Origin of the sequence: Pseudonocardia sp. McavD-2-B (assembly GCF_024124365.1) — a bacterium.
In the GTDB taxonomy this organism is placed as follows: domain Bacteria; phylum Actinomycetota; class Actinomycetes; order Mycobacteriales; family Pseudonocardiaceae; genus Pseudonocardia; species Pseudonocardia alni.
Window position 1 is genome coordinate 1 of sequence record NZ_JAMXSG010000181.1, and the last position, 12,034, is coordinate 12,034.

Genomic DNA, 12,034 nt, shown 5'->3' on the forward strand with positions numbered 1-12,034 from the left:
GCTGCCCACCCTGCTGCCCGGCGGCCGGCTCGTCACCGATGCCGCCGCCCGCGCCGAGCTCGAGCAGGTCTGGGGCGCCCCCGTCCCGGCCGCCCCGGGCCGTGACGGCGACGCGATCCTCGCCGCCGCCGCGTCCGGCGAGCTGGCCGCACTGGTCGTGGGCGGGGTCGACCCGCAGGACATGGCCGACCCGACCGCGGCGATCACCGCGCTGCGGGAGGTGGGGTTCCTGGTCAGCCTGGAGATCCACACCTCGGCGGTCACCGAGCTCGCGGACGTCGTGCTCCCGGTCGCCCCGGACGCCCAGCGCTCCGGCGCCTACGTCAACTGGGAGGGCCGCCGCCGCGAGTTCGGCGTCGCGCTCGACGCGATCGGCGTGCTCCCGGACTGCCGGGTGCTCGACACCCTCGGCGTCGAGATGGACGCGGACCTGTTCACCCAGACCCCGGCCGCCGCGGCCGGGGAGCTGGAGCGGCTCGGCTCGCGTCGCGCCGGCGGCGTCGCACCGGACCACACGGCGGGCCGGGCCCGGCGTCCCGGCTACGGCCAGGCGGTCCTCGCCACCTCGCGCCAGATGATCGACGACGGCAGCCTCCAGATCGACGAGCCCGCGCTCGCCGGCACGGCACGGCGGCCCTACGTCAAGGTCAACGCGGCCACCGCGGAGCGGCTCGCGCTGGTCGAAGGCGCCGAGGCGACGGTCCGCACCGACCGCGGGGCGATCACCCTGCCGGTCGCGCTGACCGACCTGCCCGACGGCGTCGTCTGGCTGCCGACCTGCTCACCCGGCTCGCACGTCCGCCCCACACTCGGAGTGGGCCACGGTGACCTCGTGACGGTCGGTCCGGCCGGGAACGGAAGCGCGTCGTGAACCTGTCCCAGGTCCCGCCCACCCCGGTGGACCAGCTGACGCACACCCAGGCGCTGCTCGCCGACGACCCGATCTGGCTGATTCTGATCAAGGTCGTCGGGCTGTTCGCGCTCGGTGTCGTGCTGACCCTGTTCATGATCAACTGGGAGCGCAAGGTCGTCGGCCGGATGCAGCACCGTCCGGGCCCGAACCGGACCGGCCCCGGCGGCTGGCTGCAGAGCCTCGCCGACGGTCTGAAGCTGGCGTTCAAGGAAGACATCATGCCGGCGATGGCCGACAAGAAGGTCTACTTCATCGCCCCTGTCATCTCGACGATCCCGGCGTTCGTCGCCTTCTCCGTCATCCCGTTCGGCGGCGAGGTCACGATCTTCGGCGAGCAGACGGCGCTCCAGCTCGTCGACGTCCCGGTCGGCGTGCTCGTCGTGCTGGCCTGCTCCTCGATCGGCGTCTACGGCATCGTGCTCGGCGGCTGGGCTTCGGGCTCGCCGTACTCCCTGCTCGGTGCGCTGCGCTCGGCCGCCCAGGTCATCTCCTACGAGATCGCGCTGGGCCTGGCCGTCGTCGGCGTCGTCCTCTACTCCGGCTCGCTGTCCACCGCGACGATCGTCGGGGCGCAGGCGTCGGGCTGGTACTTCTGGCTCCTGCTGCCGAGCTTCGTGGTCTTCGTGATCGCGATGGTCGGCGAGACCAACCGGGCCCCGTTCGACCTCCCCGAGGCCGAGTCGGAGCTGGTCGGCGGCTTCCACACCGAGTACTCGTCGCTGAAGTTCGCGCTGTTCTTCCTCGCCGAGTACGTGAACATGGTGACCGTCTCGGCGATGGCGGTGACGCTGTTCCTCGGCGGCGGCATGTGGCCGTGGCCGCTGAGCTTCCTCAACGAGTACGGCTGGCTGCAGTTCGTCGCCTTCATCATCAAGGTGCTGCTGTTCCTGTTCGTGTTCATCTGGCTGCGCGGGACGCTGCCGCGGTTCCGCTACGACCAGTTCATGAAGCTGGGCTGGAAGGTCCTGGTCCCGGTCATGCTGGTCTGGATCGTCGCGATCTTCGGCATCCGGGCGTTCGTCAACACCGGCTCGGACAACTACGTGCTGCTGCTGTCGCTGATCGGCTTCGCGCTCGCCGTCGTGCTCGCGGTGGCGTTCCTGCTGCCCGACCGGCAGACCGAGGCGCCACCGGTCGAGCCGGCGTCGGACTATCCGGTGCCGCCGCTGGACCTGGTGGTCCCCGACTCACCCCCGAAGCGTCGGAAGGCCGTCACGGCCGGAAAGGACGCGCGCTAGATGTTCGACTTCTTCAAGGGATTCGGCGTCACCTTCTCGACGATGTTCAAGAAGGTCGTCACCGAGGAGTACCCCGAGGACTTCCCGCCCGCCGCGCCGCGCTACCACGGGCGCCACCAGCTCAACCGGCACCCGGACGGGCTGGAGAAGTGCGTCGGCTGCGAGCTGTGCGCCTGGGCCTGCCCGGCCGACGCCATCTACGTCGAGGGCGGGGACAACACCGAGGAGGCGCGGTACTCGCCCGGTGAGCGCTACGGCGCGATCTACCAGATCAACTACCTGCGGTGCATCGGCTGCGGCCTGTGCATCGAGGCCTGCCCGACGCGCTCGCTCACGATGACGAACTTCTACGAGCTGGCCGACGACAACCGGCAGGACCTCATCTACACCAAGGAGCAGCTGATGGCCCCGCTGCTGCCGGGCATGGAGCAGCCGCCGCACCCGATGCGCCTGGGCTCCGACGAGCAGGACTACTACGTCTCCGGTCCGACGCTCGCGAAGGTGTCCGCCCAGGACCAGACCAAGGAGCAGGCCCGATGACCACGGCCGCGGTCCTGGCCCAGGCGGCCGGGGAGGTGAGCACCGGCGAGGCGGTCGCGTTCTGGATCCTCGGACCGGTGGCGCTGGCCGGTGCGCTCGGCCTGGTCTTCGCCCGGCACGCGGTGCACGCCGCGCTGCTGCTGGTCCTGACGATGTTCTCGATCGCGGTGCTGTACCTGGTGCAGTCCGCCCCGTTCCTCGGGTTCGTGCAGATCATCGTCTACACCGGTGCCGTGATGATGCTGTTCCTGTTCGTCCTCATGCTGGTCGGACGGGACTCCAAGGACTCGGTGATCGAGGTCCTGCGCGGGCAGCGGGCCGCGGCGCTGGTGTTCGGCGTCGCGCTGGCCGCGCTGCTGGTCGGCGGGCTGGCCCGCGGCCTGACCAGCGTCACCCCCGCGGGGCTGGCGCAGGGCGGGCTCGGGTGGAACGGCAACGTCCCCGGCCTCGGCCGGCTGATCTTCACCGACTACCTGCTGGCGTTCGAGCTGACCGCGGCCCTGCTGATGGTCGCCGCGCTCGGCGCGATGGTGCTGTCCGGCTCGCAGAGCAGCCAGCACACCAAGATCGGCCAGCGCGCGACGGTGCTGAAGCGGCTGCGCGGCGAGCACGCCCGCATCTCCCCGCTGCCCGGCCCCGGCGTCTACGCGACGGCGAACTCGGTCGCGGTCCCGGCGATCCTGCCCGACGGCTCGATCGCCCCGGAGTCGCTGTCGGAGATCATCGAGTCGGTCGCGGTCGACGTGCCGGACACGACGACCCCGGACGCGCACGCGCTGACCGGCCGCCCCGCACCCGACCGGACCGCCGCCTCCGGTGAGGCCGCCGACACCGGGGAGCACCGATGAGGCCCGAGTACTACCTGCTGCTCTCGGCGCTGCTGTTCACCATCGGCGCCGTCGGCGTCCTGGTGCGGCGCAACGCCGTGGTCGTGTTCATGTGCATCGAGCTCATGCTGAACGCGGTGAACCTGACCCTGGTCACGTTCTCGCGCATCAACGGCAACCTCGACGGCCAGGTGATGGCCCTGTTCGTGATGGTCGTCGCGGCCTGTGAGGTCGTCGTCGGGCTCGCGATCATCACGGCGATCTTCCGCACCCGCCAGTCGTCGTCGGTGGACGACGCGAACCTCTTGAAGTACTAGGAGCGCGCTGGTGACCGTCCTTCTCGCACAGGCCGCCCCGCAGGCGACCGGCGCCGCCTCGCTGGCCTGGTTGCTGATCGCGCTCCCCGCGGCCGGTGCACTCGTGCTCTTCCTCGCCGGACGGCGGGCCGACGCCTGGGGCCACTGGCTCGGCGTCGCGACCGTCGTCGGCGCCTTCGTCGTCGGTGTGACGATATTCCTGCAGACCCTCGGTCTGCCCGCCGACGAGCGGCTGCGCGAGCAGTCGCTGTGGTCCTGGATGTCCTCCGGCGCGCTGGAGGTCGACTTCGGGCTCCGGATCGACACGCTGTCGCTGACGTTCGTACTGCTGATCACCGGGGTCGGGGCGCTCATCCACCTCTACTCGGTCGGCTACATGAGCCACGACCCGAACCGGCGGCGGTTCTTCGCGCAGCTGAACCTGTTCGTCGCCGCGATGCTGGTGCTGGTCCTCGGCAACAACTTCGTGATGCTCTACCTCGGCTGGGAGGGCGTCGGTCTGGCGTCGTACCTGCTGATCGGCTTCTACCAGGACCGGCCCTCCGCGGCGACGGCGGCGAAGAAGGCCTTCCTGATGAACCGGGTCGGCGACGTCGGCCTGGCGATCGCGATCTTCCTGCTCTGGCTGGAGCTCGGGACCCTGCAGTACACCGAGGTCTTCGCCCGCATCGGCGAGGTCGGCGGCGGCACGGTCCTCGCGATCACGCTGCTGCTCCTGCTCGGCGCCTGCGGCAAGTCCGGCCAGTTCCCCCTGCAGTCCTGGCTCCCGGACGCGATGGAGGGCCCGACCCCGGTCTCGGCCCTCATCCACGCGGCCACGATGGTCACCGCGGGCGTCTACCTCATCGCCCGGGCGTCGCCGATCTACAACCTGTCCGAGACCGGACGGCTGGTCGTCGCGCTCATCGGTGTCATCACGCTGATGATCGGCGCGATCATCGGCTGCGCCTACGACGACATCAAGAAGGTCCTGGCCTACTCCACGGTCAGCCAGATCGGCTACATGATCCTCGCCGTCGGGCTCGGGCCGGCCGGCTACGCGCTGGGCATCCTGCACCTGCTGACGCACGGCTTCTTCAAGGCCGGGCTCTTCCTCGGCGCCGGTTCGGTCATGCACGCCATGAACGACGACGTCGACATGCGCCGCTTCGGCGGCCTGTGGCGGAAGATGCCGGTCACCTTCGTGACCTTCGGCCTCGGCTACCTCGCGCTGATCGGCTTCCCGTTCCTGTCCGGCTACTTCTCCAAGGACGCGATCATCGAGGCCGCGTTCGCACAGGAGGGCTGGCAGGGCTGGGTGTTCGGCGGGCTCGCGACGCTCGCGGCCGGTCTGACCGCCTTCTACATGACCCGCCTGATGATCATGACGTTCTTCGGTGCGGAGCGCTGGCGCACGGTGCAGTCCACCGACGGCCGCGACTACCACCCGCACGAGTCCCCGGCGACGATGACCGTCCCGATGATCGTGCTGGCCGTCGGCTCCGTCTTCGGCGGCGGCGTGCTCTACGGGATGGTCCCGGAGTGGCTCGCCCCGGTCGTGGGGGAGCGCCTCGAGCTCGAGGGCGGCGCCCTGCCGCACGCGGTGATCCCGTGGCTGGTCGTCGGCGTCTCGCTGCTCGGCGTGCTGGCGGGCTACCTGTTCGTCGGCCGCTCCCCGGTGCCGGTGGAGCGCCCGCAGCGGGTGTCGCCGGTCGTCGCCGCGGCCCGTGCCGACCTCGGCGCGAACGCCTTCAACGAGGCGTTCATCGAGCGGCCCGGCATCGTCCTCACGCGGGCGCTCGCCTGGTTCGACGACCGCGGGATCGACGGGGCCGTCAACGGCACCGCGTCGGCGTTCGGCGGCGGTTCCAGCCGCCTGCGCCGGCTCCAGACCGGCTTCGTCCGGTCCTACGCACTCTCGATGCTCGGCGGGGCGGTCATCGTCGTCGCCGCGATGCTGGCGGTGAGGTTCGTCTCATGACCCCCCTGGACACGGCTCCCATCGTCCCCGGCTCCGGGGGCAACCCGTTCCTGATCGTCCTGCTGCTGGTGCCGGTCGTCGGCGCGCTGGTCATGTACCCGCTGCGCGCCAACACCGGGCTCGCGAAGGCGGTCGCGATGGCGACGGCGCTGCTGGAGCTGGTACTCGTCGTCGTCGCGTGGGCGCTCTACTCCATCCCCGCGGCGCAGGCCGGCGCCCGGTTCCAGCTCGAGTTCTCGATGTCCTGGATCCCCGCGTTCGGTACGCACATCGCGTTCGGCGTCGACGGCATCGCGCTGGCGCTGATCGGGCTCACCGCGTTCCTGGTGCCCGGCCTGATGCTGTTCGCGTGGGCGGAGAAGCTGCCCGAGGGCCGCTCGGCCGCCGGATACTTCGCGCTGCTGCTGGCGACCCAGGCGACGCTGGTCGGTGTCTTCGCCGCCACCGACGTCTTCCTGTTCTACGTGTTCTTCGAGGCCATGCTGGTCCCGATGTACTTCCTGATCGGCCGCTTCGGCGGGCCGCGCCGGCAGTACGCGGCGGTGAAGTTCTTCCTGTACTCGCTGCTCGGCGGCCTCATCATGCTGGCGTCGCTGATCGGGCTGTTCGTGGTCAGCGAGCAGCAGCTGGGCCAGGGCACGTTCACCTGGGCCGACCTGCAGGCGATGGCGTCGAGCGTGCCGGAGTCGACCCAGATCTGGCTGTTCCTCGGCTTCTTCGTCGCGTTCGCGATCAAGGCGCCGCTCGTGCCGTTCCACACCTGGCTGCCCGACGCCGGTGCCGAGGCCCCGATCGTCGGCGCGGTGCTGCTGGTCGGCGTGCTGGACAAGGTCGGTACCTACGGCTTCCTGCGCTACCTGCTGCCGCTGTTCCCGCAGGCGTCGCAGACCCTGGCGCCGCTGGTGCTGGTGCTCGCCGTCGCCGGGATCGTCTACGCCGCGCTGCTCGCGGTCGCCCAGACCGACATGGGCCGGTTCGTCGCCTACACCTCGGTGGCGCACTTCGGCTTCATCGCGCTCGGGGTGTTCGCGTTCTCCTCGCAGGCCTTCGCCGGCGCGACGCTCTACATGGTCAACCACGGTCTCTCGACCGGCATGCTGTTCGTCATGGTCGGCGTGCTGATCAGCCGCGGCGGCTCGCGCCTGATCGCCGACTACGGCGGCGTCGCGAAGCTCGCCCCGGTGATGGCGGGCTGTCTGCTGCTGGCCGGGATGAGCTCGCTGGCGCTGCCCGGCACGAACTCGTTCGTCTCGGAGTTCCTGGTGCTGGTCGGCTCGTTCCCGAACCGGCCGGTGTTCACCGTGATAGCGACGATCGGCATCATCTTCGCCGCGCTCTACGTGCTGTGGTTCTACCAGCGCACGATGCAGGGCCCGGTGCGCGGCACCGCGGTCATGGCGGCACTGGAGCGCGGCGGCGCGGGTGGCCCGGGGTCGATGATCGACCCGGCGGTCGCCGCGCAGCGCAAGGGCTCCGGCTTCCCCGACCTCACGGGTCGCGAGATCGGCGTGCTCGTGCCGCTGATCGTCGCGATCGTGGTGCTCGGCTTCTACCCGGGCCCGGTGCTCGACCTGATCAACCCGTCGGTGACGGCGACGATGACCGAGCTCGGCCTGCCCGACCCGGTCGTCGCTGGAGGGATCGCTCGATGAGCTCGTTGGTTCTCCCCGCCCAGGTGGCTCCGATCGAGATGCCCGCGGTCGACTGGGCGGCCACCGCGCCGCTGTGGATCGTGTTCGCGGGTGCCTGCGTGTCGGTGCTGCTGGAGGCGTTCCTCCCGCGGCACCAGCGCTGGCCCGTCCAGGTCGTGCTGACCGGGCTGACCCTGGTCGCGGCGCTCGTCGCGCTGGCCGGGTACGCGCTCGGGTCCCCGGCGGCGGTGCTGACCTTCGGCGCCGCGCTGTCGGTGGACGCGCCGTCACTGTTCCTGTGGGGCACCCTGATCGTCCTCGCGATCCCCAGCCTGCTGCTGATCGCGGACCGGTCGGTGGAGCCGGGCGGGGTGTTCGTGGCCTCGGCCGCCGAGCGGGCCGCGGTCCGCTCCGGCGGCGGCCCTGCCACCCCGGCCGGCGGCGAGCACGTCGACCGCTCCTACGGGGCACCCGACGAGACACCGACGATGCAGACCGAGCCGTTCCCGTTCGTGCTGTTCGCGCTCGGCGGCATGATGGCGTTCGTCGCGGCGAACGACCTGCTCACGATGTTCATCGCCCTCGAGGTCCTGTCGCTGCCGCTGTACCTGATGTGCGGGCTGGCGCGGCGCCGCCGGCTGCTGTCGCAGGAGTCCGCGGTCAAGTACTTCCTGCTCGGCGCGTTCGGCTCGGCGTTCTTCCTCTACGGCATCGCGCTGCTCTACGGCTACGCGGGCTCGGTGCGGCTCTCGGCGATCTCCCAGGCCGCCGCGGGCACCCTGGCGTCGGACACGCTGCTGTTCGCGGGCCTGGCGCTGCTGCTGGTGGGGCTGCTGTTCAAGGGTTCGGTCGCCCCGTTCCACACCTGGACCCCGGACGTCTACCAGGGCGCCCCGACGCCGGTCACGGCGTTCATGGCGGCCTGCACGAAGGTCGCCGCGTTCGGCGCGATCGCCCGGGTGCTCTACGTCGGCTTCGGCAGCACCGTCTGGGAGTGGCGCGGCGTGCTGTGGGTGGTCGCGGTCGTCTCGATGGTCGTCGGCGCGGTGCTGGGGCTCACCCAGACCGACGTGAAGCGCATGATCGCCTACTCCTCGATCGCGCACGCCGGGTTCATCCTGCTCGGCGCCATGGCGCTGACGCCGCAGGGCACGTCCGGGCTGATGTTCTACCTGCTGGCCTACGGCTTCACGACGGTCGCGGTCTTCGGGATCATCTCGCTGGTCCGCACCGGTGACGGCGAGGCCTCGGACCTGGCGGCCTGGGCGGGCCTGGCGAAGCGGTCGCCGCTCGTCGCCGGGATCATGACGTTCCTGCTGCTCGCGCTCGCCGGCATCCCGCTGACCAGCGGGTTCACCGCCAAGTTCGCGGTGTTCTCGGCGGCGTCGGCGGACGGCATGGTGCCGCTGGTGGTGATCGCGCTGGTCGCGTCCGCGGTGGCCGCGTTCTTCTACCTGCGCATCGTGGTGCTCATGTACTTCCGGGAGCCCGCCGAGGACGGTCCGGCCGTCGTCGTGCCCGGGGCGTTCACCACCGTGGCCATCACCCTGGGCACGCTGGCGACCCTCGTTCTCGGGATTCTTCCCACACCCGTCCTCGAATGGGCCGCCAGCGGCGCGTTCTCGGGCTGACGTTCGTAGGCTGTTGGGGTGGAGACACAGAGTGTGGCCGGGATCCGGATGGCCGATCCGGTCCTGGCCGAGGCCACCGCTGACGGGCTCAAGCGGGTCGAGGACCTGCTGCACCGCGAGGTGCACAGCGACTACGAGTTCGTCACCGAGACCTCGTTGCACCTGATCGACGCGGGGGGCAAGCGGTTCCGTCCGCTGTTCACGCTGCTCGCGGCGCAGGTGGGACCGCATCCCGAACGCGACGAGGTCATCACGGCGGCCGCCGTGGTGGAGCTGATCCACCTGGCGACGCTGTACCACGACGACGTGATGGACGAGGCGTCCATGCGGCGGGGCGCGGAGTCCGCGAACTCGCGCTGGGACAACTCGATCGCGATCCTGACCGGGGACTTCCTGTTCGCGCACGCGTCGCGGCTGGTCGCCGACCTGGGGCCGGACGCGGTGCGGATCATCGCCGAGACGTTCGCGCTGCTCGTGACCGGTCAGATGCGCGAGACCCGCGGCCCCAAGGCGTCCGACGACCCGGTGCAGCACTACCTGCGGGTGGTCGCGGAGAAGACCGGGTCGCTCATCGCGACCTCGGGCCGCTACGGCGGCATGTTCTCCGGCGCACCCGCCGAGCACGTCGAGGCGCTGCGGACCTTCGGCGAGGTCATCGGGGCGGCGTTCCAGATCTCCGACGACATCATCGACATCGCGTCGCCGTCGGACGACTCGGGCAAGACGCCCGGCACCGACCTGCGCGAGGGCGTGCACACCCTGCCGATGCTCTACGCCCTGCGCGACGGCGACGACTCCGCCGACGCGCGCAGGCTGCGTCAGCTGCTGGCCGCTCCGATCAGCGACGACGACGAGGTGGCCGAGGCGCTGGAGCTGCTCCGCTCCGGTGACGCGCTGGTCAAGGCCCGCGAGACCGTCGCCGGGTACGCCGACCGGGCGCGCGCCGAGCTGGCGGTGCTGCCGCCGTGCCCGGCGATCGAGGCGCTGCGGACGCTGACCGACTACACGGTGGAGCGGGTGGGCTGAGGTGCCGGTGGGCGTCGCCGTCGCAGCAGGTCGACGGTGAAGACCACCAGCGCCAGCCAGACGAGGGCGAACCCGGCCCAGCGGGCCGGGGCCATCGGCTGGCCGACCACCAGCACACCCCACAGGAACTGCAGTGTGGGGTTGATGTAGAGCAGCACCCCGAGGGTCGTCAGCGGCAGCCGTCGCGCCGCGGAGCCGTAGAGCAGCAGCGGCAGCGCCGTCGCCGGGCCCGCGGACAGCATGAGCAGCAGGTGCCACGGGCCGTGCCCGGTGAACGTGCCGCCGCCGGAGAGCGCCACGACGACCAGGAACACCGCGGCCGGCACGACGAGTACGAGGCCCTCCGCGGTCAGCCCGGCTGCGGCGGGCAGCGGCGCGGTCGCCTTGAACAGTCCGTAGATCCCGAACGAGCAGGCCAGCGCCATCGACAGCCACGGCACCGTCCCGTTCCCGACGGCGATGACGACGACGGCCGTCGCCGCCAGCCCCAGCGCCACCCACTGCGCGGGCCGCAGCCGCTCCCGCAGGACGAGAACGCCGAACAGCACCCCGACCAGCGGGGTCATGTAGTAGCCGAGCGCGGACTCGACGATCAGCCCCACCGACACGCCCCAGATGAACAGGCCCCAGTTCACCGCGATGAACACCGCGGCGGCGGCGGTCGCGAGCCATCCCCGGACACCGAGCCCGCGCACGTCGCCCCAGCCGCGCAGCACGGTCAGCACCAGCGACATCAGCACCGCGGTCCACAGCACGCGGTGGGCGAGCACCTCCAGCGGCGCCGCGGGGTCCAGCAGCGGCCAGAACGCCGGGAACAGGCCCCACAGGACGTACGCGCCGACGCCCGCGGTGAGCCCGGCGGGGTTCCGCTCACTCCGTTCGGGTGTGGTTCGTTCGGGGGAACGAGCGGTGGTCATGGTCGCTTCGGGTCGTCGATCACGGGCACGATGATCCGGTACGGGTGGGCTCCCGCGCGAGACGACGGCGGGGCGGGCACGATCCGTGATACCAAGCACGGCGACAGCGGTCCGGGACGGTCCCGGGCGGACGGAGGTCCGGCATGGGCTGGATGTGGGTACTGCTGGCGGTGCTCGTGGTCCTGGTGGCGGCGGGGGTACTGGTGTCCCGTCGCCGCGGAGGGACCGTCGAGGGCGGTCCGGAGGCCACGGGGACGCCCGACACGGCGGAGGTGCCCGACGGGCCGGGCCCGGGGCGCGACCCCGGGACCGTGGGGCTGTTCGACACCGCGGGGGCGGTCGACCCGTCCGCCGCGGCGGCCGGGGCGCACACGCCCTCGCCGGACGTCGCACCGTCGCCCTCCTCGGCGGACGGTGCGGGGGAGTGGTCCGGCCCCGGGGCGACGTCGGGCGGGCCCACGGGGAACCGCGATGCACCGGGCGGGCACGGGCTGCCCGGCGGGACGGAGGCCGATCCGGCGCCCGGGACCCGGCCGGCGGACGTCGCGCCCGGAGTCACGGCGACGGCCCCGGACCTGTCCGGTCCGGAGGCGTCGGGTCGCGGTGCCGACGGGAACGGAGCCGACGGGGACGGTGTCACCGCGGGCGGGACCGGCCCGGGCGACGACGACAGAACCACGACCGACGGTGTCGCTGCCCTGTCCCAGGACGGTGCGGACCACGACGGCGCAGCCGCGGACGGTGCGGACCACGACGGCGCAGCCGCGGACGGTGCGGACCACGACGGCGCAGCCGCGGACGGTGCGGACCACGACGGCGCAGCCGCGGACGGCGCGGTCCACGACGGTCCGGCGGATGACGGTGCTGCCGGCTCCGTCCCGGTCCCGTTGGAGCCGAGCAGTGCCGCCACGACCGCGGACGTCGCCACGACCACGGACGTCGCCACGACCGCGGACGCGGCCACGGCCCCCGCGGTCCCCCTCCCGCGCCCCGAGAGCGGCCCTGCGCCGCCGGACGGGCCGGCCGAGGACGAC

Annotated in this window: 10 protein-coding genes and 1 pseudogene; 10 read left to right on the forward strand and 1 reads right to left on the reverse strand. The window is 71.8% G+C overall.

What is annotated here, in order from left to right; genetic code table 11:
* From NH602_RS21045 to NH602_RS21085, 9 genes are all read left to right on the forward strand, one after another.
* The coding region (locus NH602_RS21045) for a molybdopterin dinucleotide binding domain-containing protein (protein ID WP_305882467.1) at positions 1 to 871 on the forward strand (871 nt) is incomplete at its 5' end.
* Between the two features lie 35 nt (positions 872 to 906).
* The gene (gene nuoH / locus NH602_RS21050) at positions 907 to 2,151 is read left to right on the forward strand and encodes an NADH-quinone oxidoreductase subunit NuoH (protein ID WP_073576878.1); all 1,245 of its coding nucleotides are present in this window, start codon (positions 907 to 909) and stop codon (positions 2,149 to 2,151) included.
* Positions 2,152 to 2,691: an NADH-quinone oxidoreductase subunit NuoI gene (nuoI, locus tag NH602_RS21055; protein WP_100878766.1), complete on the forward strand. Its 540-nt coding sequence runs from the start codon at positions 2,152 to 2,154 to the stop codon at positions 2,689 to 2,691.
* A complete protein-coding gene (locus NH602_RS21060; RefSeq protein ID WP_062397973.1) occupies positions 2,688 to 3,539 on the forward strand; it encodes an NADH-quinone oxidoreductase subunit J in 852 nt (283 codons plus the stop codon). The genes nuoI and NH602_RS21060 overlap by 4 nt, the downstream gene beginning before the upstream one ends.
* Positions 3,536 to 3,835, forward strand: coding sequence for an NADH-quinone oxidoreductase subunit NuoK (gene nuoK / locus NH602_RS21065; protein ID WP_060710483.1), 300 nt, complete (start codon positions 3,536 to 3,538; stop codon positions 3,833 to 3,835). Before NH602_RS21060 ends, nuoK begins: the two co-directional genes overlap by 4 nt.
* Positions 3,836 to 3,842: 7 nt before the next feature.
* Positions 3,843 to 5,795, forward strand: coding sequence for an NADH-quinone oxidoreductase subunit L (gene nuoL / locus NH602_RS21070; protein ID WP_202417482.1), 1,953 nt, complete (start codon positions 3,843 to 3,845; stop codon positions 5,793 to 5,795).
* Complete coding sequence (locus tag NH602_RS21075) at positions 5,792 to 7,447, forward strand: NADH-quinone oxidoreductase subunit M (protein ID WP_073576536.1); 1,656 nt, start codon at positions 5,792 to 5,794, stop codon at positions 7,445 to 7,447. Before nuoL ends, NH602_RS21075 begins: the two co-directional genes overlap by 4 nt.
* A complete protein-coding gene (gene nuoN, locus NH602_RS21080) occupies positions 7,444 to 9,057 on the forward strand; it encodes an NADH-quinone oxidoreductase subunit NuoN (RefSeq protein ID WP_253068706.1) in 1,614 nt (537 codons plus the stop codon). Before NH602_RS21075 ends, nuoN begins: the two co-directional genes overlap by 4 nt.
* Before the next feature lie 48 nt (positions 9,058 to 9,105).
* Positions 9,106 to 10,083 (forward strand): polyprenyl synthetase family protein, encoded by a 978-nt coding sequence (locus NH602_RS21085; RefSeq protein ID WP_062403804.1) that lies wholly within the window; start codon positions 9,106 to 9,108, stop codon positions 10,081 to 10,083.
* Here NH602_RS21085 and rarD read toward each other — a convergent pair.
* A complete protein-coding gene (gene rarD / locus NH602_RS21090; protein WP_179761778.1) occupies positions 10,059 to 11,000 on the reverse strand; it encodes an EamA family transporter RarD in 942 nt (313 codons plus the stop codon). The genes NH602_RS21085 and rarD overlap by 25 nt on opposite strands.
* Positions 11,001 to 11,143: 143 nt before the next feature.
* Between rarD and NH602_RS21095 the strand changes: the two are divergent.
* Positions 11,144 to 12,034 (forward strand): annotated as a pseudogene (locus tag NH602_RS21095) (hypothetical protein); the annotation flags it as partial.

What these genes read in the sequence shown, in the direction of transcription:
- nuoI (WP_100878766.1), top strand. Translation starts at nt 2,152, where the DNA reads ATGTTCGACTTCTTCAAGGGATTCGGCGTCACCTTCTCGACGATGTTC.
- NH602_RS21060 (WP_062397973.1), top strand. Translation starts at nt 2,688, where the DNA reads ATGACCACGGCCGCGGTCCTGGCCCAGGCGGCCGGGGAGGTGAGCACC.
- nuoK (WP_060710483.1), top strand. Translation starts at nt 3,536, where the DNA reads ATGAGGCCCGAGTACTACCTGCTGCTCTCGGCGCTGCTGTTCACCATC.
- NH602_RS21075 (WP_073576536.1), top strand. Translation starts at nt 5,792, where the DNA reads ATGACCCCCCTGGACACGGCTCCCATCGTCCCCGGCTCCGGGGGCAAC.
- nuoN (WP_253068706.1), top strand. Translation starts at nt 7,444, where the DNA reads ATGAGCTCGTTGGTTCTCCCCGCCCAGGTGGCTCCGATCGAGATGCCC.
- NH602_RS21085 (WP_062403804.1), top strand. Translation starts at nt 9,106, where the DNA reads ATGGCCGATCCGGTCCTGGCCGAGGCCACCGCTGACGGGCTCAAGCGG.
- rarD (WP_179761778.1), bottom strand. Translation starts at nt 11,000, where the DNA reads ATGACCACCGCTCGTTCCCCCGAACGAACCACACCCGAACGGAGTGAG.